Origin of the sequence: Streptomyces millisiae (genome assembly GCF_031845425.1) — a bacterium.
GTDB classification, from domain to species: Bacteria; Actinomycetota; Actinomycetes; order Streptomycetales; family Streptomycetaceae; genus Streptomyces; species Streptomyces millisiae.
Genome location: NZ_JAVREM010000016.1, coordinates 40,158 through 63,895, shown reverse-complemented (window position 1 = coordinate 63,895; position 23,738 = coordinate 40,158). Strand labels below are relative to the sequence as shown.

Here is a 23,738-nt window from a genome sequence, read left to right as displayed (position 1 = left end):
CGGCCGCTGACGGCTAACCCGGGACGGCCACCACGAGCGTCATGTCGTCGCCGGAGCGCCGCTGCTCGATGACGGTGCCCTGCTCGAAGCGGCCGTCCGGGCGGTCCTCGCGGGTGACGGCGAAGCCCTGCGCCTCCAGCGACGCCCGCGCCTGGTCGAACTGCTGGCCGAGGACGTTGGGGGTCTCCTCGGGGGTGCCCGGCTGGTCCTGACCGGTGTCCTGTCCGTTGCCGGCGACCACGGCCACGACGATCTCGACGGGCGTGCCCGCCGCGGCCTGGGTGCCGCCGGCGGGGGACTGGCGGAGGACGGTGCCGGGCGCGACCGACTGGTTGACCTCCTCGACCGGGGTCGGCTGGAGGCCCGAGTTCACCAGCAGCGCGAACGCCGATTCGAGCGGCTGGCCGACGACGTCCGGCACGGTCACCGTCGCCGGCTGGTCGTTCCCCGGCTCCTCGGTGGCGGTCGGGGTCGCCGCGACCGTCAGGGTGACGGTCTCGCCCGGCGGCGTCTCCTCACCCGGCTCCGGATCCTGGCTCAGCACGGTGCCCGGCTCGGCGTCCGCCGTCTCCTCGGTCTCCTGGGCGACCCGGAAGCCGGAGTCCTGGAGCTCGGCGAGCGCGTCCTCGAACGGGTCGTCGAGCACGTTGGGGACCGGCACCGGCTGGGGGCCCGAGGACATCAGCAGGGTGACGGTCTCGCCCCGCTCGATCTCCTCGCCGGTCGGCGGATCGGTCTCGCAGACCGTGTCCTCCTCCTGGGCGCACGGCCGCTGCCCGGCCTCGGCGATCACCAGGCCCTCAGACGCCGCGCGGTCGCGGGCCTCGCGAACGGTCATCCCGGCCAGATCCGGCACGGTGACCAGCGTCGCGCCCTCCGCCTCGCCATCGCCCGCGAAGAGCAGCCGACCGATCGCGACGGCGCCGATCAGGACGAGGACCGCGCCGACGGCCAGCAGGATCTTCGGGCCCTGGGAGGAGCGCCGCGCGGGCCGCCGGGCGGCCCGCCGGCCGCCGTCGGAGGCGCCGACCGCCGGCGCCGGCAGGGTGGCGGTCGCCGGCTCGGGGGCGGGCGCGGGCGAGAACACGGCCATCGCGGTCCGGCCGTCGAGCACGGCCTCGATGTCGGCCCGCATCTCGGCGGCGCTCTGGTACCGCTGCTCCCGGTCCTTGGCCAGGGCACGGAGGACGATCGCGTCGACGCCGGGGGATATGCCCTGCGCCAGCAGGCTCGGCGGCGTCGGCTCCTCGCTGACGTGCTGGTACGCGACGGCCACCGGGGTGTCGCCGACGAACGGCGGCCGGCCGGTGAGGTGTTCGTAGAGCATGCAGCCGGTCGAGTACAGGTCGGAGCGCGCGTCGACCTTCTCGCCCCTGGCCTGCTCGGGCGACATGTAGTGGGCGGTGCCGATGACGGCCGAGGTCTGCGTCATGGTCATGCCGGAGTCGCCGGAGGCGCGGGCGATGCCGAAGTCCATCACCTTCACCTGGCCGGTGCGGGTGAGCATGACATTGGCCGGTTTGATGTCCCGGTGGACGATCCCGGCGGCGTGCGAGTACTCCAGCGCCTGGAGCACGCCCACATGGATCTCCAGCACCCGCTCGGGCAGCAGCCCCCGGCCGGCGACCAGCAGGTCGCGCAGCGTCGAGCCCTCGACGTACTCCATCACGATGTACGGCATCGGGACGCCGTTCACGTGGTCCTCGCCGGTGTCGTACACGGCGGTGATCGCGGGGTGGTTGAGCGAGGCGGCGGACTGCGCCTCGCGACGGAAGCGGGCCTGGAAGACGGGGTCGCGGGCGAGGTCGCCGAGCAGCGTCTTGACGGCGACCGTGCGGCCCAGACGGCTGTCGTAGGCCAGGTAGACCTCGGCCATGCCGCCCCGGCCGAGCACCTGCTGGAGCTCGTAGCGGTCGGCGAAGCGCGGGGGCGCGTCCATGTCGTGTGCTCTCCCGGGGCAGGCTAAGTCCCGTGAGCCTAGCGGGAATTGGTTCCCGCTGTCCGCGAGTCCACCGACGACCGCCAAGAACCGGGCACCGGCGGTTGTCAGCGGCGCGTGCGACGATCACCCCGATCCGCCGCCGAGCCGACCGGGACCTTTCATGGCCGACGAACAGCAACCGCTCGAACTCTTCCGCTTCGCGGACTCCGTCCAGAGCGTGAGCCTGCGGGTGCTGCCCGACAAGGTGCGCGTGGCGTTCGGCCGGGAGTACCGCGAGGCGAGCCTGGTCGTGGCGAGCGACTTCGTCAGTGGCCAGGTCACCGTCATGGTGTCCGATGAGGAGGTCGACGAGTGGGAGCGGTGCCTGGAGGCGCTGGAGCGCGAGGACGGGATCACGTGGCCCGAGAACGACCGGTCGGCGTGGATCCAGGTGATCCCGGACGATCCGGTCGAGGTGACCGTCTCAGACTCGCCCTCGTCGCAGGTGGCGGTGGAAGTGCCCATAGAGGTCGACGAGCACTGGCTGGAGGCGAACCGGGCGCGGCTCGCCGAGGTGCGGCGGTATCTCGCCGGCCGGCCGCCGTCTCAGCCGGCCAGGGACTTGGCGTAGCAGAACGTGCCGGGGCGGTCCGCGTACGTGCCGTAGGGCTCGGTGCGTCGGTAGCCGGCGGACTCGTAGAGGGCGATGGCGGCCGGCTGGAGATGTCCGGTGACCAGGCGGAGGCGGTCGTAGCCGAGGTCGGTCGCCCGCGACTCGATCTCCTTGAGGAGGGCGCGGGCGATGCCCTGGCCACGGGCGGCGGGCGCGACGTACATCCGCTTGACCTCGCCCGTGCCGGCGACGTCCGTGGTCTGGACGGCGACGCAGCCGACCGTCTCGTCGTCCACGACGGCGACCAGGTAGTGGGCGCCGGGGCCCACGCCGGAGCGGCCCTCCAGGCCGTAGCGGGCCACCAACTCGGCGAAGGCCGCGTCGAGCAGCCGGATGAGGGCGAGGTCGTCGGCGGTGCGCTCCTCTATAAACATGCCGAGGATTGTATAGGTATAAGCGGGTGCGGGCCAGGGAGTAGGCTCCCCGGCCCGCACCAGGCGGCTACCGCGCCCCCGTTAGGGGCGGCGGGGTGGCTCAGTCGTCGTCGCCGTCCTCGTGGTCGTCGTCCTGGTCGTCGCCGTGGTCGTCGTCACCGTCGTCGTCCTGGTCGTCCTGCTCCTGGGCGGTGATGTCGCCCGAGGCCGGGTCGATGGAGACCTCATGCTCGGTGCCGTCGTCCCCACGCAGCTCGACGTCCCAGCGGCCGTCGTCGAGGCTGACGCTCTCGACCGTGCCGTTGCCGGAGACCTCGCCCAGCGCGATGTCGACGGCCCGCGCCGCGTCCACCCGGGCGTCGGCGGCGGTCCGCGCGTCGTCCTGGTCGTCGCCGTCCTCGTCCTGGTCGGTCCGGCTGTCGACGACCTCGGCGCCGTCCTCGCTCACCCGCACCTGGTACCACTGGCCGTCGTCGCCGAAGACCTCAACCTCCCAGGTGCCCGCGTGGCGGCCGTCGTCCTCGTGGTCGACCTCGGTGACCACGCCGGCCCGCTCGGCGAGCGCGGTGGCCGCCGCCTGCTGCGCCGCCGTGCCGGCACCCCCGCCGGACCGGTCGTCGGAGGAGCGGTCGTCCGAGCCGTCGTCGTCGGGCCGGTCCTCGCCGTCGGTCTCGGCATCGGTGACCGCCAGGTCGTCGGTCGACGCCGACACCAGCTGGCCGGTGCCCAAGGCCGACGTGGCCTCGGAGGAGCCGGACGAACCGCCACCGAGTGCGGCGGCCGAGAGGACGCCACCACCGATCACGGCTGCGGCGGCGACGGCGGCGATGCTGACCTTGCGCTTCATTTCGGGTTCCTCCCCGATCGGCTGGTGCGAACGAGGACGACGATCCCCGACCCTTGCTGAAGCGGAGCTGAAGTCACCTGAAGAACTCTTCAGGAACGATTTGCCAAGCTGGGGCCCATGCGCGTGCTGATCGTGGAGGACGAACGACGCCTCGCCCGCTCCCTCGCCCAGGGGCTGACGGCCGAGGGCTTCGCCGTGGACGTGGTGCACACCGGCACCGACGGCCTGCACCAGGCCACCGAGAACTCCTACGACCTGATCATCCTCGACATCATGCTGCCCGGCCTCAACGGCTACCGGGTCTGCGCCGCGCTGCGCGCCGCCGGCGACGAGACGCCGATCCTCATGCTGACGGCGAAGGACGGCGAGTACGACGAGGCCGAGGGCCTGGACACCGGCGCCGACGACTACCTGACCAAGCCCTTCTCCTACGTGGTGCTGGTGGCCAGGGTCCGCGCGCTGCTGCGCCGCAGGGGCGGCCGGGGCGCCGCCCCCGAGCTGCGGGTCGGCGACCTCACCGTGGACCGCGCCACCCGCCGCGTCACCAGGGGCGACACCGACATCAACCTCACCGCCAAGGAGTTCGCCGTGCTCGAACACCTCGCCGGCAGAGCCGGGGAGGTCGTCTCCAAGGCCGAGATCCTGGAACATGGCTGGGACTTCGCCTACGACGGCGACCCCAACATCGTCGAGGTCTACATCAGCGCCCTGCGCCGCAAGCTGGGCCCGGGACTGATCCACACGGTGCGCGGCGCCGGCTACCGACTGGCCGCGTCCCATGGCTAGCGTCCGCGCCCGCGCCACGCTGGGCGCCACGGCCGTGGTGGCCGTGGCGCTGGTCGTCGCCGGGCTGCTGCTGCTCAACACGCTGCGCGCCAACATCACGCGCCAGATCGACCTGGAGGCGGAGGTGACGGCGCGCGGCGTCGCCACCGAGCTGGCCACCGGCACCACCTTCGCCGAACTCAACCTCGACTCGGACACCCCCGTGCAGGTGCTGGACGAGGACGGCGCGGTCCGCGCGGTCAGCGACGACCTGCAGGCCATCAGCGGCACCGGGAACGACCAGGTGACGCCGGTCCCCGAGAACCAACGCCCCGCCACGGGCGACGACGACGGCGATGACGACGACGGCGACGACGGGGACGACGACGAGGCGCTCCGGCCCGGCGAGGTCGCGGAGGGCGTCACACCGTCCGCCGGCAGCGCCACCATCGACGGGGAGACCCACGACTACCGCTTCGCCCGCGTGGAGGTGGAGACCGCGCACGGCGTGGAGGCCTTCGTCTACGCCGGCGCGCCGCTCGACGTCGAGCGCGCGGCCATCTCCAGCGCCCGCACCTCCATGCTCGTCGGCTTCCCGCCGCTGCTCGCCCTGGTGGCCGTCGTCACCTGGCTGGTGACCAGGCGGGCCCTCGGCCCGGTGGAGGGGATCCGCCGCGAGATGGCGGCGATCACCCACTCCGAGGACCTGTCCCGCCGCGTGCCTGAGCCGGGCAGCAGGGACGAGATCGGGCGGCTCGCCAGGACCACCAACGAGACACTGGCCGCGCTCGAGTCCTCCGTCGAGCGGCAGCGCCGCTTCGTCGCCGACGCCTCGCACGAGCTGCGCAGCCCGATCGCCTCGCTGCGCACCCAGCTGGAGGTGGGCGAGGCGCACCCCGAGCTGCTCGACGTGCCGGGCGCGGTGCAGGACACCGTCAGGCTCCAGCAGCTCGCCGCCGACCTGCTGCTGCTGGCCAGGCTCGACGCGGGCGAGCGACCGCTGGCCGGCGCCGTCCGGCTCGACCGGCTGGTCGCCGACGAACTGACGCAGCGGGCCGGCGACCGGGTGCCGGTCGCCTCCGGCGAGGTGGCCGAGGCGACGGTCACCGGCTCGCGCGGCCAGCTGGGCAGGGTGCTCGGCAACCTGCTGGACAACGCGCAACGGCACGCGGCCGGCCGGGTCCGGGTGACGCTGCGCCGCGAGGGCGACCAGGCGCTCCTGGAGGTGGCGGACGACGGCGCCGGCGTGCCGGCCGGCGACCGGGAGCGGATCTTCGAACGCTTCGTGCGGCTCGACGACGCCCGCAGCCGGGACGACGGCGGCGCCGGCCTCGGCCTGGCCATCGCCCGCGACGTGGCCACCCGCCACGGCGGCACCCTGACCGTCACCGACGCCCCGAAGGGCGGCGCGCTCTTCACCCTCCGCATACCGCTACGCGGCTCCGGTGCGGCTGCGTAGCTGCGACGACGGCGCCGGCCGCGCCTCGGCCGTGCGCCGGCCGGCTTCGTCGGTGCGCCGCGCCTCGCGGCTTCGCCGCGTGGGCGCCTGCCGGCGCGGTCGCCGGTCGCGTCGTTGCGCGCCCGCGCCTCGCGGCCAGGTCCGCGCCGGTTCCGGCGGCTCGTGGGTGCGGGCCGCAGGCCCGCGTTAGCCGCTCGGGCCGTCGCGCAGCGACCCCGCGCTAGCGACCCCGCTCCTGGTGCAGGTGTTCGGCCACCGGGCCGAGCGCCCGCAGCAGTGCGGCCAGGTCGTCGCCGGAGAGCAGGTCGAGGAAGTGCCGGCGGACTGACTCCACGTGGTGCGGGGCCACGTCGCGCATCGTCTCCCAGCCCTCCTCGGTGAGGACGGCGAAGAGGCCGCGCTTGTCCTCGTCGCAGTGCTCGCGCCGGACCAGGCCGGCCCGCTCCATCCGTGTGATCTGGTGCGAGAGGCGGCTCTTGGACTGGAGCGTGGCGGCCGCCAGGTCGCTCATCCGCATCCGGCGCTCGTCCGACTCCGAGAGGTTCACCAGGATCTCGTAGTCGTTCATGGTCAGCCCGAACGGCTGGAGATCGCGCTCCAGCCGGTGCGTCAGCAGCTTGGTCACGTCCAGGTGGGTGCGCCAGGCGCGCTGTTCCGCCTCGCTCAGCCAGCGGGTCTCGGCGGAAGCGGGGGCGGTCTCGGTGTCCATGTAACCGACTCTAACCAACGCCCCACCCCACCCCCGAGGGGTCGCGGTCGCCCCTGAGACAATGGCCGGTATGGACCTCAAGACCGCTAGCTCCCTGCGTCGGCTCCGGCTGGTGTCCGCCCCCGAGGCGGTCTCCTTCCTTGTGCTGCTGGTGGGCTCCGTGCTGCGCCGCACGACGGACATCGACATCGTCCCCGTCATGGGCATGATCCACGGCCTGCTCTTCGTCGGCTATGTGCTGTTCTGGCTGGACGCCTGGAACCGCACCAAGTGGCCGCTGAAGACCGCCGCCTGGTACTTCCTGATGTCCGTCCTGCCCACCGGCGGCTTCTTCGCCGAGCGCCGGCTGCGCCGGGCCCAGGACGACGCCGTGATCGCCGCCCGAGCCCGCCGCGAGGGCGTCGTCAACGCCTGACCCGAACGCCTGACCCACACGCCCGCACCAGAGCGGGTGGCCGAGCCCGCGGTCGCCCGCGGCCCGCCGCCCTCTACCACGGGTCCGGGACCCCCGGGGCGAACTCCCGGCGGTACCCCGGCAACGTCCCGGTGGCCCGACGACGGCACCTAACCAGCGGGTAGGGTCGCTGGCGTGTCGAAACCGCTCAGTCTTCCCTTCGACCCGATCGCCCGCGCCGACGAACTGTGGCGGCAGCGCTGGGGGGCCGTGCCGGCGATGTCCGCGATCACCTCGATCATGCGGGCCCACCAGATCCTGCTCGCCGAGGTGGACGCCGTGGTCAAGCCGTACGGGCTGACCTTCGCGCGTTACGAGGCGCTCGTGCTGCTCACCTTCAGCAAAAAGGGTGAACTGCCCATGTCCAAGATCGGCGAGCGGCTGATGGTGCACCCGACCTCCGTCACCAACACCATCGACCGCCTGGTCAGGTCGGGTCTCGTCACCAAGCGGCCCAACCCCAACGACGGCCGCGGCACCCTGGCCTCCATCACCGACGAGGGCCGGGCCGTCTGCGACGCGGCCACCCGCGACCTGATGGCGATGGACTTCGGCCTCGGCGTCTACGACGGCGAGGAGTGCGAGGAGATCTTCGCGCTGCTGCGCCCGCTGCGGGTGGCCGCCCAGGACTTCGCCGACCCCGACGCCCACCCCGACACCGACCCCGACGTTCACCCCGCCCCCGAGGGTGACCCCCGGGAAGATCGCCCCGAATGACCCGTTAGGCTCGGGGCCATGAAGCGGAGTGTGCTCACCCGGTACCGGACCATGGCGTATGTCACCGCGGTGATGCTGCTGGTCCTGTCCACCTGCATGGTCTTCAAGTACGGCTTCGACACCGGGGAGGACGTCACCCTGGTGGTGTCCCAGGTGCACGGGCTGCTGTACATCGTCTACCTGGTCTTCGCCTTCGACCTCGGGCAGAAGGCGCGCTGGCCGTTCGGCAAGCTGCTGTGGGTCCTGCTCTCCGGCACGATCCCGTTCGCCGCGTTCTTCGTCGAGCGGCGGATCTCGGCCGAGACGGAGCAGCTGCTCGCGGCCGAGGAGGCCGAGCAGGCGGAGCCCGTCCAGGCCTGACCGGTCCAGAAGGCGCCAGACGGCCCCCACCGACCCCCGGCATCCCCCGGGGGTCGACTGTTCGACATGTGGTTGGACGTCCAAGTAAATTGGTCGCATGGACGCTGACGCCATCGCGGCGGGTCGCTCACGCTGGCAGGCCCGCTTTGAGGCGTCCCGGATCCGGGACGCCGACTTCACCACGCTCTCCGGTGACCCCGTGGAGCCCGTCTACGGTCCTCGGCCTGGCGACACCTACCAGGGCTTCGAGCGCATCGGCTGGCCCGGCGAGTTCCCCTTCACGCGCGGCCTGTACGCCTCCGGCTACCGGGGCCGCGCCTGGACCATCCGCCAGTTCGCCGGCTTCGGCAACGCGGCGCAGACGAACGAGCGCTACCGCACCATCCTGGCCAACGGCGGCGGCGGGCTCTCCGTCGCCTTCGACATGCCCACCCTGATGGGGCGGGACTCGGACGACCCCCGCTCGCTCGGCGAGGTCGGCCACTGCGGCGTGGCCATCGACTCGGCCGCCGACATGGACATACTCTTCGGCGGCATCCCGCTGGGCGAGGTCACCACCTCCATGACGATCAGCGGCCCGGCCGTCCCCCTCTTCTGCATGTACCTGGTCGCCGCCGAGCGCCAGGGCGTGGACCCGTCGGTGCTCAACGGCACCCTGCAGACCGACATCTTCAAGGAGTACATCGCCCAGAAGGAGTGGCTCTTCGAGCCCGAGCCCCACCTGCGGCTCATCGGCGACCTCATGGAGTACTGCGTCCAGCACATTCCGGCCTACAAGCCGCTGTCCGTCTCCGGCTACCACATCCGGGAGGCCGGATCCACGGCCGCCCAGGAGCTCGCCTTCACCCTCGCCGACGGCTTCGGCTACGTCGAGCTCGGCCTCTCCCGGGGCCTGGACGTCAACACCTTCGCGCCCGGGCTCTCGTTCTTCTTCGACGCGCACCTCGACTTCTTCGAGGAGATCGCCAAGTTCCGCGCGGCACGCCGGATCTGGGCCCGCTGGATGCGCGACGTCTACGGCGCCACCAGCGAGCGCGCCCAGTGGCTGCGCTTCCACACCCAGACCGCGGGCGTCTCGCTCACCGCGCAGCAGCCCTACAACAACGTGGTGCGCACCGCCGTCGAGGCCCTCTCCGCCATCCTCGGCGGCACCAACTCGCTGCACACCAACGCGCTCGACGAGACCCTGGCCCTCCCCAGCGAGCAGGCCGCCGAGATCGCGCTGCGCACCCAGCAGGTGCTGATGGAGGAGACCGGCGTCGCCAACGTCGCCGACCCGCTGGGCGGCTCCTGGTACGTCGAGCAGCTGACCGACCGGATCGAGGCCGACGCCGAGAAGATCTTCGAGCGGATCAAGGAGCTCGGCGCCCGCGCCGTGCCCGACGGACAGCACCCGATCGGGCCCGTCACCTCGGGGCTGCTCCGCGGCATCGAGGAGGGCTGGTTCACCGGCCTCACCGCCGAGGCCGCCTTCCGCTACCAGCAGGCGTTGGAGAAGGGCGAGAAGAAGGTCGTCGGCGTCAACTGCCACACCGGCTCGGTCACCGGCGACCTGGAGATCCTGCGGGTCAGCCACGAGGTGGAGCGCGAACAGGTCCGCGTCCTCGCCGAACGCCGCGCCGGTCGCGACGACGCCGCCGTGCGCGCCGGCCTCGCGGCGTTGGTGGACGCGGCCAGGAGCGACCGCAACATGATCGAGCCCATGCTGGCCGCCGTCCGCGCGGAGGCCACCCTGGGCGAGATCTGCGACGCGCTGCGCGCGGAGTGGGGCGTCTACGTGGAGCCGGCCGGCTTCTGACGGTTTCCGACGCGGTATCCGACGCGGTTTCCGCGTCGAACCCGCGCGCGAGTCATTGCGCGCGGGTTTCCGTGGCCCCATATTGGGAGCGCTCCCAAGCCGCCTCCCGATGAAGGGAACCCCCATGGCAAGCAGGAGACAGTTACTCGCCGGCGCGTTCGCCCTGGCCGCCGCCCCCACCGCGATCGGCGCCACCACCGCCCACGCCGCCGCCCGGCCAGGGGCCGCCGCCGGAGTCCGGGTCATGCCCCTCGGCGACTCGATCACCGACGGCTTCAACGTGCCGGGCGGCTACCGCATCGGCCTGTGGGACAGGCTGGTGGCCGCCGGCACCACCGTCGACTTCGTGGGCTCGATGTCCAACGGCCCCAGCAGCCTCGGCGACCGCGACCACGAGGGCCACTCCGGCTGGACGATCGCGGGGATCGACGCCAACGTCTCCCGTTGGCTCAGCACCTACGCGCCGCAGACGATCCTGCTGCACATCGGCACCAACGACATCTACGGCTCGGACCCGGGCGGGGCGCCCAACCGGCTCGCCACCCTCGTCAACCGCATCACCACCCAACTCCCGCAGTCCTGGCTCTTCCTGGCCACCATCACCCCCCTCCCCGCCTGGGACCAGACCGTCCGGTCCTTCAACGCGACCATCCCCGGCATCGTCCAGAACCAGGTCAACGCCGGCCGCCGGGTACGTCTCGTCGACATGTACGCCGCGTTGACCAACGCCGACATCGCCGACGGCGTCCACCCCAACGCCACCGGCTACAACAAGATGGCCGCCGCCTGGTACACCGCCCTCCGCGCCGTCCCCGGCAGCACCGGCACGGCCGCGACGGCGCGCACGGCGTAACGCCAGCGGGTCACCAGGGGTGGCGCCCCGACGCGATGCCCGCGGCCGGTACGGGTGCGGAGTGCGACGTTCGGCCCGCGAAACCGCCAGGAAAACGGACCCTACGTCGCACTGTCGGGCACAGCTCGGCCGGACCCGGGTCGAGAGCCACTGTTTCTCCAGCACGTATGGCCGGAGTTGCCCGAGTGATGCCCGAGGAGAGGCCGCCCGGAAGACCGTCGGGTGGCCTCTCCTCGGGGTCGCCGGCGAGAGCTCCGGGGCGAGCGGCGGGCCGTCATCCGTGCCGGCGACGCCACCGCCGTGGCGGGTGCGTGTCGGATCGGTTCCGGAAGGGGGGAGACTGGTGCCATGCAGCCACGCAACATGTCCATGAGCGGAGCCGTCGACCTCTCCGCGGTGAAGGCGGCCGCTGAGGCCAAGCAGAAGGCCGAGCAGGCCCGGGCCCAGCGGGCGGCCCAACCGGCCGGGCAGCAGGCGGCTGCCGCCGTACAACTGGTCGTCGACGTCGACGAGGCCGGGTTCGAGCAGGAGGTGCTGCAGCGCAGCGCCGAGGTGCCGGTCGTCATCGACTTCTGGGCCGAGTGGTGCCAGCCGTGCAAGCAGCTCAGCCCGATCCTGGAGCGGCTGGCCGAGGAGTACGCCGGCCGCTTCGTGCTCGCCAAGATCGACGTCGACCAGAACCAGATGCTGTTCCAGCAGTTCGGGGTCCAGGGGATCCCCGCGGTGTTCGCGGTGATCGCCGGGCAGGCGCTGCCGCTCTTCCAGGGCGCGGCGCCCGAGCCCCAGGTGCGCCAGGTGCTCGACCAGCTGATCGAGGCCGCCGAGCAGCGGTTCGGGATCGTCGGGACGCCCGTCGACCCGGAGCAGGCGGCCGCCGCGCGCCAGCAGGCCGCGGCGCAGCCGCAGCCGCCGGCCAACCCGACGCTGGCCGCGGCGCACGCCGCGCTCGACGCCGGGGATCTGGGCGGCGCGATCCAGGCCTACGAGAACGTGCTCGCCGACGAGCCGGCCAATCTGGAGGCCAAACTGGGCCTCGGCCAGGCGCGGTTGCTCAAGCGGGTGCAGGGCGCGGACGCGGCGAAGGTGCGCAAGGCCGCGGCCGACAACCCGAGCGATGTCGCCGCCCAGCTCGCGGTCGCCGACCTGGACCTGGTCGGCGGTCATGTGGAGGACGCCTTCAGCCGGTTGATCTCGACGGTGCAGCGCACGGCGGGGGACGACCGGGACACGGCGCGGGTGCGACTGCTCGAACTGTTCGAGGTGGTGGGCCCCGACGACCCCCGGGTCGTGGCCGCGCGCGGGGCGCTCTCCCGCGTGCTCTTCTGAGTGGTTCGCCTCTTCTACACTCCATGGCGGCCGCTCTTTACCAAAACTTGGTAATCGCGGCCGCCATCACAAACGGTCACAAGGGCAGGGGGTTACCGGGGAGTTGTGCCCGGTTGGTGGGCGGCTGCGGCTTTCGGTGGGCCGCGCCTCCACATCTGCCGGCACATGATCACCACGTATTTGCCACATCGTTATTACCCGCAAGTAACGAACCCCTTGTGCCGTGACGTGAGATGCACCACGATCGGCCAAACCGATGGAGCCACGCATCGGTCTACGGAGCAGGGGGGTTCCCGCCGATCCGCAGGGGTTGGAGGGACCTGTTTCGCTGTCAGCCGCGTCCAACCGGCGGTCAGTGGCTGTCGCCGGGGTGCAAGCCCGGGGATACGTACTTCTCCTCTCCAGGGCCCCGGACGGCTTGGCAGACCACGGGCTTTGCGGAGTCCGTGGAGTTGTTCGTCCGAGAAGGAGGAAAGTCATGGAGTCACAGGCTCGCGGCGGCACGAGATGGAGGCGGTTCGGCCTCGTCATGGTGCCGAGCGTGGCCGCAACCGCTGCCATAGGTATCGCTCTCGCGCAAGGGGCGCTGGCCGCGTCATTCGCGGTGTCAGGTCAGCAGTTCAAGGTGAGCGTCGACCAACTCGACGGCGAGGGGTTCGTCCAGTACGGCACGTTCGTCACGCCTGCGGGCGGTTCACGCACACCCGTGGCCGTCTCGGGGTTCGATCACGCCACCATCACCAATCTCTGCCAGTCGGTGGTCATTCCGGTTCCGGTCTTCGGTGATGTCACGGTTCGGATCGGCGCCGGCTCCGACCCGAACAACCCGGTGGACGCGGACAACCTGTTCATCGACCTGGCTCAGCTGAACGCCGGTGACGCCACCTTCACCAACATCGACATCGGCGTCAGCGTGGACTCCGTCGGGACCAACCCCGACGGAGACCTCGGCGGGGTGCTGCCCGGCTCGTTCGCGCAGCGGTCCGACGGCGCGGTGTTGAACGACGTCGAGCAGGTTGCCTGGGCCACTTCCGCAGGCTCGTTCAGGCTGACCGACATGAGCCTGGGCCTGTCCAGGGGCACGAGCCAGGAGTGCTTCTGACGGCCTGATCCACGCCTGGGGCAGGGAGCGGAGACGCGCCTCTCTGCCCCAGGGCGCACCGCCGTATCGTGCATCCCGCCACCGAAACGCGCCACCAGGGGAGTACGTGCCGTGAGCACCAAGATCGAGGAATTGCCCAGAACCTCACTGTTCGCCCGGGGGCGTGTCGCGTTCCGGCACTTCCGGTGGCGGCGCCCGTTCTGGGCCGGGCTCTTCGTCCTCATAGGAGGACTGCCCATCGCCTACTTCCCGTATGCCCATCTGACGTTCGGTCAGCTCACCATCCGCATGGCCACCACGGCCGGCGCCGGCTCGCTGGTGATCGGTGTGCTGCTGGTCGTGCTGGGTCTGACCATATGGTTCCAACCGCATGTGCGGATATTCGCGGGCGTCGCCGCGATCCTGCTGGCACTGGTCTCCCTGGTGGTCTCCAACTTCGGTGGCTTCCTGGTGGGTTTCCTCTGCGGCATGGTCGGCGGGGCCATGAGCATCGCCTGGATGCCGGGCGATGCGCGGCCGGCCGCGGCTCGGGACGCCGCGGCGGCGGACCGGGAGCCGCCGGCCCATGTCCGGGGGACGGGCAGCGCGCTGGAGGCCTTCGAGGGAACCGCACCGGAGCGGGGGAAAGTTCCGGGGAAGGGGAACGAAGGTGCCGAGTGAAGAAATAGCCGCCTCGGACGACGAGGGGTCACGGCATGCCGCGCCGCGCAGACCCCTGCTGCGACGCCTCCACATGCCTGTGGGGAAGGCGATCGCCCTGGCGGCCATGCCGTCCGCCGCGTTGATGGGGATGGGCTTCAGCTCCCCCCTGGCTGCCAGAGCCGACCAGCAGCCGGAGAACCCGTTCCAGGACGCCCCCTGTGTCGAGATGCCGGACGAGGCGCCGACGGAGGAGGCGGGGGAGGCGGAGGACCCGGAGGAGACCGAGGAGCCGGCCGAGGAGCCGGCCGAGGAGCCGGACGCGCCGGAGGAGACCGAGGAGCCGGCCGAGGAGGAGACGGAGGAACCGGAGCCGCCCGCGGAGGAGCCGGCGGAGGAGCCCGAGCCCGAGCCGACGGAGGACGCCGCGGCCGACCAGCAGGCGCCGGCGGAGGAACCGGCTGAGGAGCCGGTGGCCGAGGGCGAGTCCGCCGAGGAGGAGCAGCCGGCGGAAGAGGAGGGGGCCGACCCCTGGGATCCGCTGGGACTCGGCGACAGCCTGGAGGAGTTGGGCGAGTCCATCGACGACTTCTTCAACCCCGGCCGCGACGAGCAGCCCGAGGAGCCGGTGACGCCCGAGGAGCCCGAGGAGTCGGAGGAGCCGGAGGAGCCGCAGGAACCGACGCAGCCCGAGGAGCCGGACGCGCCGGAGGAGACCGAGGAGCCGGAGGACGTCGCGCCGCCCGCCGAGGCGGACGAGACGCAGGCGCCGAGCGCCGAGGAGACGCCGGAGGCCGAGGAAGAGACCGAGCCCGCCGAGGAAGAGGAAGACGCCGAGAGCGAGGACGAGGAGAGCGAGGAGGCCGTCGAGGTCGAGACGGTCGACCCGTTCGCGCCCGACGCGCAGGGGCGGCTGCCGTTCCCCTGTCCCGAGGAGCTCCGCGTGCCCGGCACCGACGAGCAGACTCCGCTGATTCTGCCGGCCCAGCCCTGGTACCTGGACGCCTCCTACCTGACGCTGCGCGGCCTCGACTACCACGGCGTGGTCAACGTGACCACCGCCGACGGCACCGTCAAGCAGGTGCTGAAGTTCACCGCCGAGCTGATCGACATCGGCGACCTGCACCAGATCGTGGACGCCCCGGGCGGCGTGCGCTACCACGTCGGGACCGACCCGGGCTCCAACTCGACCTTCAGGGACGGCACGGTGACGATGTACACCGAGCGTCTGGAGGGCAATCTCTTCGGCATCATCCCGGTGGTCTTCGACCCCGAGCACCAGCCGCCGCTCGACCTGCCGATCGCCTACTTCACCGACGTCTTCATCACCCAGGCCGGCCAGTTCGGCGGCACCCTCACGATGCGGGGCATGAGGAGCTACACCACCAACGACGGGCCCACGGTGGTTGGTTGAACGGTGGGTTGATCCGGATTGCGTGACGCGGGGCGGCCGAAGGCCGCCCCGCACGCGTTACCGGGGAGAACCCGGAAGGGCGTCAGACGCCCTGCTGGCCGCCGATGTGGTGGACGCGGATCATGTTGGTGGTGCCGGGGACGCCGGGAGGCGAGCCGGCGGTGATGATCATCGTGTCGCCGGGCTGGTAGCGGTTGAGGCGGGACAGCTCGGTGTCGCAGAGCTCCACCATCTCGTCCGTGTGGTTGACGTGCGGCACCACGGTCGTCTCGACGCCCCAGCTCAGGGTGAGCTGGTTGCGGGTGGCCGGCTCGGAGGTGAAGGCCAGGATCGGCTGGGGGGCGCGGTAGCGCGAGAGGCGGCGGGCGGTGTCGCCGGACTTGGTGAAGGCGACCAGCCCCTTGGCGTCCAGGAAGTCCGCGATCTCGGTGGCCGCGCGGGCCACCGAACCGCCCTGGGTGCGGGGCTTCTTGCCGGGCACCAGCGGCTGGAGGCCGCGGGAGAGCAGCTCGGTCTCGGCGGCGACCACGATCTTGGACATGGTCTTGACCGTCTCGATCGGGTAGCGGCCGACCGAGGACTCCGCCGACAGCATCACCGCGTCCGCGCCGTCCAGGATGGCGTTGGCGACGTCGGAGGCCTCGGCGCGGGTGGGGCGGGAGTTGGTGATCATCGACTCCATCATCTGGGTCGCCACGATCACCGGCTTGGCGTTGCGGCGACACATCTCGATCAGCCGCTTCTGCACCATCGGGACCTTCTCCAGCGGGTACTCCACCGCCAGGTCGCCGCGGGCCACCATCACGCCGTCGAAGGCCAGGACGACCTCCTCCATGTTGTCGACCGCCTGCGGCTTCTCGACCTTGGCGATCACCGGGACCCGGCGGCCCACCCGGTCCATCACGCGGTGCACGTCCCGCACGTCCTCCGCGTTGCGGACGAAGGACAGCGCCACCATGTCGGCGCCCATCCGGAGCGCGAACTCCAGGTCCTCGACGTCCTTGTCGGAGAGCGCCGGCACGTTGACCGCGACGCCGGGCAGGTTGATCCCCTTGTGGTCGGAGATCACGCCGCCCTCGATCACGATGGTCCGCACCCGGGGGCCGTCCACCTCGGTGACCTGGAGCGAGACGTTGCCGTCGTTGATGAGGATCGTCTCGCCCTTGGCGACGTCACCCGGCAGCCCCTTGTAGGTGGTGCCGCAGATGGACCGGTCGCCCGGCACGTCCTCGGTGGTGATGGTGAACTCGTCGCCCCGCTGCAGCTCGACCGGCCCGTTGGCGAAGGTCTCGAGGCGGATCTTGGGGCCCTGGAGGTCCGCCAGCACGCCGATCGCGACGCCGGTCTCCTCGCTCGCCTTGCGGACCCGGTGGTACCGCTCCTCGTGCTCCTCGTGCGAGCCGTGGCTGAAGTTGAAGCGGGCCACGTTCATACCTGCGTCGATCAGCGCCTTCAGCTTCTCGAAGGAGTCGACGGCTGGGCCCAGGGTGCAGACGATTTTGGAACGGCGCATGCTGGCGATCCTACTCGTTTTGTTCCGTGCCGGAATAATGTGGTGTCTGGCCGGTGCCGACCAGGGCGAAAGCCTGGGTGGCGATCTCCAGTTCCTCGTCCGTGGGCACCACGGCGACCGCGACCCGAGCGTACTCCGGGGAGATGACCCTCGGCCCCCCGGCTCGCGCCGAGTTCAACCGCTCGTCGACCTCGATTCCGAGTCCCGAAAGCCCCGCGACGGCCGCCGCCCGCACCTCTGCCGAGTTCTCGCCCACGCCCGCCGTAAACGCGACGGCGTCCACCCGGCCGAGGACCGCGGTGTACGCGCCCAGGTACTTCCGCAGTCGGTGGGCGTAGATGTCGAACGCCAGCCGCGCCGCCGGGTCGTCGGCCGCCATCCGGCGCGAGATCTCCCGCATGTCGTTGTCCCCGCACAGGCCGAGCAGCCCGGACCGCTTGTTGAGCAGCGCGTCGATCTCGTCCACCGGCATGCCGGCCACCCGCGCCAGGTGGAAGACGACCGCGGGGTCGACGTCGCCGGAACGGGTGCCCATCACCAGGCCCTCCAGCGGGGTCAGGCCCATCGAGGTGTCGACGCAGCGGCCGCCGGCGACCGCCGAGGCCGAGGCGCCGTTGCCCAGGTGCAGCACGATCACGTTCACCTCGGACGGGTCCCGGCCGAGCAACGCGGCGGTGCGGCGCGCGACATAGGCGTGCGAGGTGCCGTGGAAGCCGTAGCGGCGGATCCGGTGCCGGTCGGCGGTCGCCACGTCGATGGCGTAACGGGCCGCGTGCTCCGGCATGGTGGTGTGGAAGGCGGTGTCGAACACGGCCACCTGCGGGACGGCCGGGTTGAGCGAGCGCGCGGTGCGGATGCCCGCCAGGTTGGCCGGGTTGTGCAGCGGGGCCAGCGGCACGAGGCGCTCGATCTCCGCGAGCACCGCGTCGTCGACCACCGTCGGCGCGGTGAACGACTGGCCGCCGTGCACCACCCGGTGGCCGATCGCCGCGAGTTCCGGGGAGTCGACGCCGTGCCCGTCGGCCGCCAGCTCCTCGGCCGCGAGCCGCAGCGCCGCGCCGTGGTCGGGCACCGGCAGTTCGCGCTCGCGGCGGGCGCCGCCGGCCGGGGTGTGCGCGAGCCGGCCCGCGCGCTCGCCGATCCGCTCGACGAGGCCGACGGCGAGCCGCGACTCGTCGCGCATGTCGAGCAGCTGGTACTTCACCGAGGAGGAGCCGGAGTTGAGCACCAGCACCCGGGTCGGCCCTGTCATGCCGCGGACTCCCTGTCGGTTCGGTCGTTTCGCGCCTGCTGGGCCTGGATGGCGGTGATCGCCACCGTGTTGACGATGTCCTGCACCAGCGCGCCGCGTGACAGGTCGTTGACCGGCTTGCGCAGCCCCTGGAGCACCGGGCCCACGGCCACCGCGCCCGCCGAACGCTGCACCGCCTTGTACGTGTTGTTGCCGGTGTTGAGGTCGGGGAAGACCAGCACCGTCGCCTTGCCGGCCACCGGCGAGCCCGGCAGCTTGGCCGCGGCCACCGTGGGCTCGACGGCCGCGTCGTACTGGATCGGCCCCTCCACCATGAGGTCGGGCCGCAGCCGCCGGACGAGCTCGGTGGCCTCCCGGACCTTGTCGACTCCCGAGCCCGAGCCGGAGGTGCCGGTCGAGTACGACAGCATCGCGATCCTCGGCTCGACCCCGAAGCCGGCCGCCGTGCCGGCCGACTGGATGGCTATGTCGGCCAACTGGGCCGCGTCCGGGTCCGGGTTGACCGCGCAGTCGCCGTAGACCAGCACCCGGTCGGCCAGGCACATGAAGAACACCGAGGAGACGATCGACGCGCCGGGACTGGTCTTGATCACCTCGAACGCCGGGCGGATGGTCGCCGCCGTCGAGTGCGCGGCGCCCGACACCATGCCGTCGGCCAGGCCCTCCTCGACCATCAGGGTGCCGAAGTACGACACGTCGGCCACCACGTCGTACGCCAGCTCGTAGCCGACGCCGCGGTGCGCGCGCAGCGCGGCGTAGCGCTCGGCGAACCGCTCGCGCAGCGGGGAGGTCTCGGGGTCGACGACGCGGGCGCTCGGCACCGGGTCCGCGGGGTCCAGCGCCTCGTCCGGGTCGAGCAGCCGCAGGTCGAGGCCGAGGTCGGCGACCGCCTTGCGCACCGCGGCCTGCGGGCCCAGCAGCGTCAGGTCGCACACGTTGCGGCGCAGCAGCACCTCGGCCGCGCGCAGCACCCGCTCCTCGGTGCCCTCGGGCAGCACCACGTGGCGGCGGTCGGCGCGGGAGCGCTCGATCAGCTCGTGCTCGAACATCATCGGCGTGACCCGGTCGCCCCTGGCCACCGCGAGGCGGCTGGTGAGGGCGGCCGTGTCCACCCGCGACTCGAACAGGCCGAGCGCGATCTCCGCCTTGCGCGGGGTGGCCGCCGTCAGCTTCCCCTCGAGACCGGAGAGCGCGGTCGCCGTGGAGAACGAGTCGCCCGGCACCGACAGCACCGGGATGCCGGGGGCGAGACGCTCGGCCAGCGCCATGGTGCGCGCGCCGGGGCGCTCGCCCAGGGTGAGCAGAAGCCCCGCGATCCGGGGCGCCCCGGTCGAGTGCGCGGCCAGCGCGCCGACCACCAGGTCCTCGCGGTCCCCGGGGGTGAGTACCAGGCAGCCCTCGGTGAGCGCGGCCAGGAACGTCGGCAGCATCGCCCCGCCGAAGACGAAGCCGCGCACGTCCCTGGCCATCCCGGTCGGGTCGCCGCGCAGCGGCTCGGCGCCGAGCGCGGCCGCCACCTGGGCCACGGTGGGCGCCGAGAGCGCCGGGTCCTCGGGCAGCACATAGACGGGGACCGGCAGCTGTCCCGTGCCGAGATCGCGGACGGCGCGCACCGCCTCGTCGTCCCGCACCCGGTTGGCGATCATGGCGAGTACGTCGCAGCCGAGCGAGGTGAAGGCGTGGTGGGCGTTGCGGACCTCGGCGACGACCGACTCGGCGCTCTGCCCGGTGCCGGCGACCACCGGCAGCACGGGCGCGCCGAACTCGTTGGCCAGGCGGGCGTTGAGCGCGAGCTCGGCGGGGAGCTGGGTGTCGGCGTAGTCGCTGCCCAGGACGAGCACGACCTCGTAGTCGCGGGCGACCTCGTGGAAGCGGTCGACCAGCCGGGTGACCAGCTCGTCCGTGCCGCGCTCGGCCTGGAGCGCGGCGGCCTCCCCGTACGTCAGGCCGCGCGCGTGCTCGGCCGTCTGGGAGAGCCGGTAGCGGCCCTTCAGCAACCCGAACACCGGGTCCGGCGCCTCGTGGTCGAGCGGCCGGAACACCCCGACGCGGTCGACGTGCCGGGTCAGCATCTCCATGATGCCGAGTTCGATCACCTGCCGGCCATCTCCCCGACCGATGCCGGTCACGTACACACTGCGGGTCACAGCAGCCGTCCCTGTCGCTTTGTATGGTCCCCCTCTGGCGCCGTCGCGGGGGGTGCGGGCAGCATGCCCGCGTGGGCCTTCATCCCGACCGTACCCGGGGGTGGTGAGGGGGCGCGCGCCGGGTAGGCGAGCACGGTAGGGAGGAGTTCCGGGCCCGTGAAAGAATTCCAATCGTCCGTGTCGCGCCCGAGTCGTCCCGATGCCATCGGGCCACGCACCAACGTCGAACCGAGCAGGAGAGCGCACCATCATGCGTATCGGAGTACTGACCGCGGGCGGTGACTGCCCCGGCCTCAACGCCGTGATCAGGTCGGTCGTGCATCGTGCAGTGGTGGACCGGGGGGACTCGGTGATCGGCTTCGAGGACGGGTTCAAGGGGCTGCTCGAGGGGCGCTACCGCGAGCTCGACATCGACTCGGTCAGCGGCATCCTGGCCCGCGGCGGCACCATCCTCGGCTCCAGCCGGCTGGAGCGCGCCCGGCTGCGCGAGGCGTGCGACAACGCGGAGGCGTTCCGCCGCAAGCTCAGCCTCGACGCGCTGATCCCGATCGGCGGCGAGGGCACGCTGACGGCCGCCCGGATGCTGGCGGACGCCGGGATCCCGGTGGTGGGCGTCCCCAAGACCATCGACAACGACATCTCGGCCACCGACCGCACCTTCGGCTTCGACACGGCGGTCGGCGTGGCCACCGAGGCCATCGACCGGCTGAAGACCACCGCCGAGTCCCACCAGCGGGTGATGGTGGTCGAGGTCATGGGCCGGCACGCGGGCTGGATCGCGCTGGAGGCCGGCATGGCCGGCGGCGCGCACGGCATCTGCATCCCGGAGCGGCCCTTCCAGGTCGACGACCTGTGCAAGATGGTCGAGGACCGGTTCGCGCGCGGCAAGAAGTTCGCGGTCATCTGCGTCGCCGAGGGCGCGCGCCCGGCCGAGGGCTCCATGCCGTACGAGCGCGGCGAGATCGACCCCTACGGCCACGAGCGGTTCGCCGGCATCGGCAACCGGCTGGCCGCCGAGCTGGAGAACCGCCTCGGCACGGAGGCCCGCCCGGTCATCCTCGGCCACGTCCAGCGCGGCGGCACGCCCACCGCGTACGACCGCGTCCTGGCCACCCGCTTCGGCTGGCACGCCGTCGAGGCCGCGCACCGCGGCGAGTTCGGCATGATGACGGCGCTGCGCGGCACCGAGATCGTGATGACCCCGCTGGCCAACGCGACGATGGAGCTCAAGCGGGTCCCGCAGGACCGGATGGACGAGACCGAGGCGGTGTTCTAGCCGAACGGGCTTTGGCCGACGGCGTTCTGGCCGAACCGACCATGGCCGACGCGGTTCTGGCGCCGAACCGGCCGGTCGCCTGCCAGCGCTGGGCGCAGCCGGTGCCCGGTCGGCGGCCCTCCCGGCCGGCGCGTCGGCCTAGCCGGCGGCCCGCCGGACCGGGCCCTGGTGCGCGGGCCGGCGCACGAGCCCGCCCGCAGGGCTGTACGCCCGGCGGCTCGGCCTGCCGGCCAGGCCCCCGCGTCATCGAATGCCCGCAACCTGCCGGTCGTCGGTGCCGGGTGGGTCGTCAGCTCGGTGTGCCACGCCGACGCGGCCGTCGGCGCGACAGCGCGGGCTTGGCGTGCCGACGCCCTGGCGGCCCCGGGCCGGGCCCCGGCGTACGAACTCGTCCGCAGCCGTCCGCCCGCCGCAGGCCGGTCCGGTGCCGCATGGGCCGAAGGCCCACGCGCGCACCGGTGTTGGTCGCCCCGCGCGTCCGCGGGCCGGCGCCTCCGGGAGGCCCCGGCAGGGTGGGGGTGGCCCCACCGGGAAGTCGGCGGTTGGCGCCAGTGAGGTGGCCGGTGCCGGCGGCCTAGCGTCGGCGCCATGCGAAAGAACATCTGGTTAAGGGCGGCCGCCGCGGCCTGCGCCCTCGCCGCACCGGCCACCGCCGCCGCCGCCGCCGAGCCGGCCGGCCAGGTGGCCGGCCTCGCCCGGTACCACGCGCAGGAGCTCGACTGGCACGGGTGCGCGCTCGGCCCCGAGGACGAGGTCGGGCGGGAGCTCGACGCGGCGGGGGCCGACTGCACGGAGCTGACCGTGCCGCTCGACTACGCGGAGCCGGGCGGCAAAACCATCACCATCGCGCTGTCCCGGCTCCCGGCCACCGACCAGGAGCACCGCGTCGGACCGCTGTTCCTCAACAACGGCGGCCCCGGCGGGGCCGGCCTCGACATGCCGCTCACCGTCGGCGCGGCCATGGGGGACGTCGCCGAGCGGTTCGACCTGATCGGGATGGACCCCCGGTTCGTCGGCCGCTCCACGCCGCTGGACTGCGGCTGGGACATCGGCACCGGCATCTACTCGGCGGGCCCCGACCGGGCCTCGTTCGCCGCCTCCGCCGCCCGCGCCCGCGAGCTGGCCGAGCGGTGCCGGCGGGCCGCCGGCGACCTGCTGCCGCACGTCAGCACCCGGAACACCGCCCGCGACATGGACGTGCTGCGCGGCGCGCTGGGCGAGGACCGGATCTCGTACCTCGGCTACTCCTACGGCAGCTACCTCGGCGAGGTCTACGCCGCGCTGTTCCCCGGCCGGACCGACCGGATGGTGCTGGACGGCGTCATCCACCCGGACCGGTACCGGCAGACGCTGCTCCAGGGCGCCGAGGCCGCCAACGAGAGCGCGCTGCGCGGCTGGGCCGACTGGGTCGCCGAGCGCGACGACGCCTACGGCCTCGGTGCCAGCCGGGACGCGGTGCTGGCCGCCGTGGACCGGATCCACCGGGCGGCGGCCGAAGAGCCGCTGCGGATCGGGGAGTTCAGGCTCGACGCGCACCTGTTGCCGATCGTGTTCTTCGGCGGTCTCGGCAGCGACCTCGACGAACGGCGGGCCGCGCTCGCCGAGTCGGCGGCCGTGCTGGCCCGCGCGGCCGCCGGGGAACAGGTCGAGCCCGGGCCCGGTCTCGCCGAGGAGCTCGCCTGGCTGACCACCGGCGCCGGCTCGCGGCAGGCGAGCGCGCAGACGGCCATCATCTGCGGGGACGTCGCCGAACGGCGCGGGCTGAGCGCCTACTGGCGGGACATCCAGGGGAGCCGGGCCGCGTACCCGTTCGCCGGACCGCTGGCGTCCAACGTGAACCCCTGCGAGTACTGGGGCCACCCGGCCGAGGCGCCGACCGCGCTGCCCGACGACGTGCCGGCGCTGCTGGTGGCCGCCACCGGCGACCCGCGCACCGTGTACGAGGGGACCACGGAGGTGCGTGCCGACTGGCCGTCGTCCCGGCTGGTCACCGTGGCCGGCGCCGCCCAGCACGGCCTGTTCGGCGAGTACGGCAACGCCTGCGTGGACGCGCGGGTCAACGCCTACCTGGCCGAAGGGAGGCTGCCGGCGCGCGACCTGACCTGCCGCCCGTAGCGCGTGCCCGCGCCCTGTCAGCCC

Annotated in this window: 20 protein-coding genes and 1 pseudogene; 14 read left to right on the top strand and 7 right to left on the bottom strand. The window is 72.6% G+C overall.

Annotated elements, in window-relative coordinates:
- Positions 1–13 precede the first annotated feature (13 nt).
- Positions 14–1,939: a Stk1 family PASTA domain-containing Ser/Thr kinase gene (gene pknB, locus RNC47_RS15340; protein ID WP_311599154.1), complete on the bottom strand. Its 1,926-nt coding sequence runs from the start codon at positions 1,937–1,939 to the stop codon at positions 14–16.
- Positions 1,940–2,102: 163 nt separating this feature from the next.
- On the opposite strand from pknB, the gene RNC47_RS15335 reads away from it, so the two are divergent.
- A complete protein-coding gene (locus RNC47_RS15335; RefSeq protein WP_311599153.1) occupies positions 2,103–2,552 on the top strand; it encodes a DUF5959 family protein in 450 nt (149 codons plus the stop codon).
- Here RNC47_RS15335 and RNC47_RS15330 read toward each other — a convergent pair.
- Positions 2,528–2,968, bottom strand: a complete 441-nt coding sequence (locus RNC47_RS15330; protein ID WP_311599151.1) for a GNAT family N-acetyltransferase — start codon at positions 2,966–2,968, stop codon at positions 2,528–2,530. The genes RNC47_RS15335 and RNC47_RS15330 overlap by 25 nt on opposite strands.
- A gap of 100 nt (positions 2,969–3,068) precedes the next feature.
- Positions 3,069–3,815 carry a PepSY domain-containing protein gene (locus RNC47_RS15325; RefSeq protein ID WP_311599149.1) on the bottom strand — a complete coding sequence of 249 codons (747 nt, stop codon included), beginning with the start codon at positions 3,813–3,815 and terminating at the stop codon, positions 3,069–3,071.
- 117 nt (positions 3,816–3,932) lie between these two features.
- Between RNC47_RS15325 and RNC47_RS15320 the strand changes: the two genes are divergently transcribed.
- A complete protein-coding gene (locus RNC47_RS15320) occupies positions 3,933–4,601 on the top strand; it encodes a response regulator transcription factor (protein ID WP_311599148.1) in 669 nt (222 codons plus the stop codon).
- Complete coding sequence (locus RNC47_RS15315; RefSeq protein ID WP_311599147.1) at positions 4,594–6,039, top strand: sensor histidine kinase; 1,446 nt, start codon at positions 4,594–4,596, stop codon at positions 6,037–6,039. The genes RNC47_RS15320 and RNC47_RS15315 overlap by 8 nt, the downstream gene beginning before the upstream one ends.
- 220 nt (positions 6,040–6,259) lie before the next feature.
- Here RNC47_RS15315 and RNC47_RS15310 read toward each other — a convergent pair whose 3' ends face one another.
- Entirely contained in the window at positions 6,260–6,748 is a 489-nt protein-coding gene (locus tag RNC47_RS15310) for a MarR family winged helix-turn-helix transcriptional regulator (RefSeq protein ID WP_311599146.1), read from the bottom strand.
- Positions 6,749–6,818: 70 nt separating this feature from the next.
- On the opposite strand from RNC47_RS15310, the gene RNC47_RS15305 reads away from it, so the two are divergent.
- The 9 genes and pseudogenes from RNC47_RS15305 to RNC47_RS15265 all read left to right on the top strand — a co-directional run bounded on the left by RNC47_RS15305 (position 6,819) and on the right by RNC47_RS15265 (position 15,411).
- Complete coding sequence (locus tag RNC47_RS15305) at positions 6,819–7,163, top strand: DUF3817 domain-containing protein (RefSeq protein ID WP_311599145.1); 345 nt, start codon at positions 6,819–6,821, stop codon at positions 7,161–7,163.
- Between the two features lie 174 nt (positions 7,164–7,337).
- Positions 7,338–7,844 (top strand): annotated as a pseudogene (locus RNC47_RS15300) (MarR family winged helix-turn-helix transcriptional regulator); the annotation flags it as partial.
- A 93-nt stretch (positions 7,845–7,937) separates the two neighbouring features.
- Complete coding sequence (locus tag RNC47_RS15295; protein ID WP_311599144.1) at positions 7,938–8,279, top strand: DUF3817 domain-containing protein; 342 nt, start codon at positions 7,938–7,940, stop codon at positions 8,277–8,279.
- A 97-nt stretch (positions 8,280–8,376) separates the two neighbouring features.
- Positions 8,377–10,077, top strand: coding sequence for an acyl-CoA mutase large subunit family protein (locus tag RNC47_RS15290; RefSeq protein ID WP_311599142.1), 1,701 nt, complete (start codon positions 8,377–8,379; stop codon positions 10,075–10,077).
- A gap of 124 nt (positions 10,078–10,201) precedes the next feature.
- Positions 10,202–10,930: an SGNH/GDSL hydrolase family protein gene (locus tag RNC47_RS15285; protein ID WP_311599140.1), complete on the top strand. Its 729-nt coding sequence runs from the start codon at positions 10,202–10,204 to the stop codon at positions 10,928–10,930.
- A 348-nt stretch (positions 10,931–11,278) separates the two neighbouring features.
- Complete coding sequence (locus RNC47_RS15280) at positions 11,279–12,256, top strand: tetratricopeptide repeat protein (RefSeq protein WP_311599139.1); 978 nt, start codon at positions 11,279–11,281, stop codon at positions 12,254–12,256.
- 478 nt (positions 12,257–12,734) lie between these two features.
- Positions 12,735–13,358: a DUF6230 family protein gene (locus tag RNC47_RS15275; protein ID WP_311599138.1), complete on the top strand. Its 624-nt coding sequence runs from the start codon at positions 12,735–12,737 to the stop codon at positions 13,356–13,358.
- A 111-nt stretch (positions 13,359–13,469) separates the two neighbouring features.
- Entirely contained in the window at positions 13,470–14,018 is a 549-nt protein-coding gene (locus tag RNC47_RS15270; RefSeq protein WP_311599137.1) for a DUF6114 domain-containing protein, read from the top strand.
- A gap of 73 nt (positions 14,019–14,091) precedes the next feature.
- Positions 14,092–15,411 (top strand): hypothetical protein, encoded by a 1,320-nt coding sequence (locus tag RNC47_RS15265; protein WP_311599136.1) that lies wholly within the window; start codon positions 14,092–14,094, stop codon positions 15,409–15,411.
- An 82-nt stretch (positions 15,412–15,493) separates the two neighbouring features.
- Here RNC47_RS15265 and pyk read toward each other — a convergent pair whose 3' ends face one another.
- From pyk to pta, 3 genes are read right to left on the bottom strand one after another with little or no spacing between them, the layout of a single operon-like run.
- Positions 15,494–16,924: a pyruvate kinase gene (gene pyk, locus RNC47_RS15260; protein ID WP_311599135.1), complete on the bottom strand. Its 1,431-nt coding sequence runs from the start codon at positions 16,922–16,924 to the stop codon at positions 15,494–15,496.
- 10 nt (positions 16,925–16,934) lie between these two features.
- The gene (locus RNC47_RS15255; RefSeq protein WP_311599134.1) at positions 16,935–18,176 is read right to left on the bottom strand and encodes an acetate kinase; all 1,242 of its coding nucleotides are present in this window, start codon (positions 18,174–18,176) and stop codon (positions 16,935–16,937) included.
- On the bottom strand, positions 18,173–20,323 hold the full coding sequence (gene pta / locus RNC47_RS15250) for a phosphate acetyltransferase (protein ID WP_311599133.1): 2,151 nt from the start codon (positions 20,321–20,323) through the stop codon (positions 18,173–18,175). Before pta ends, RNC47_RS15255 begins: the two co-directional genes overlap by 4 nt.
- Before the next feature lie 250 nt (positions 20,324–20,573).
- On the opposite strand from pta, the gene RNC47_RS15245 reads away from it, so the two are divergent.
- Positions 20,574–21,599: an ATP-dependent 6-phosphofructokinase gene (locus RNC47_RS15245; protein ID WP_132928608.1), complete on the top strand. Its 1,026-nt coding sequence runs from the start codon at positions 20,574–20,576 to the stop codon at positions 21,597–21,599.
- A 588-nt stretch (positions 21,600–22,187) separates the two neighbouring features.
- Positions 22,188–23,714, top strand: coding sequence for an alpha/beta hydrolase (locus tag RNC47_RS15240; protein WP_311599130.1), 1,527 nt, complete (start codon positions 22,188–22,190; stop codon positions 23,712–23,714).
- The last annotated feature ends 24 nt before the right edge of the window (positions 23,715–23,738 follow it).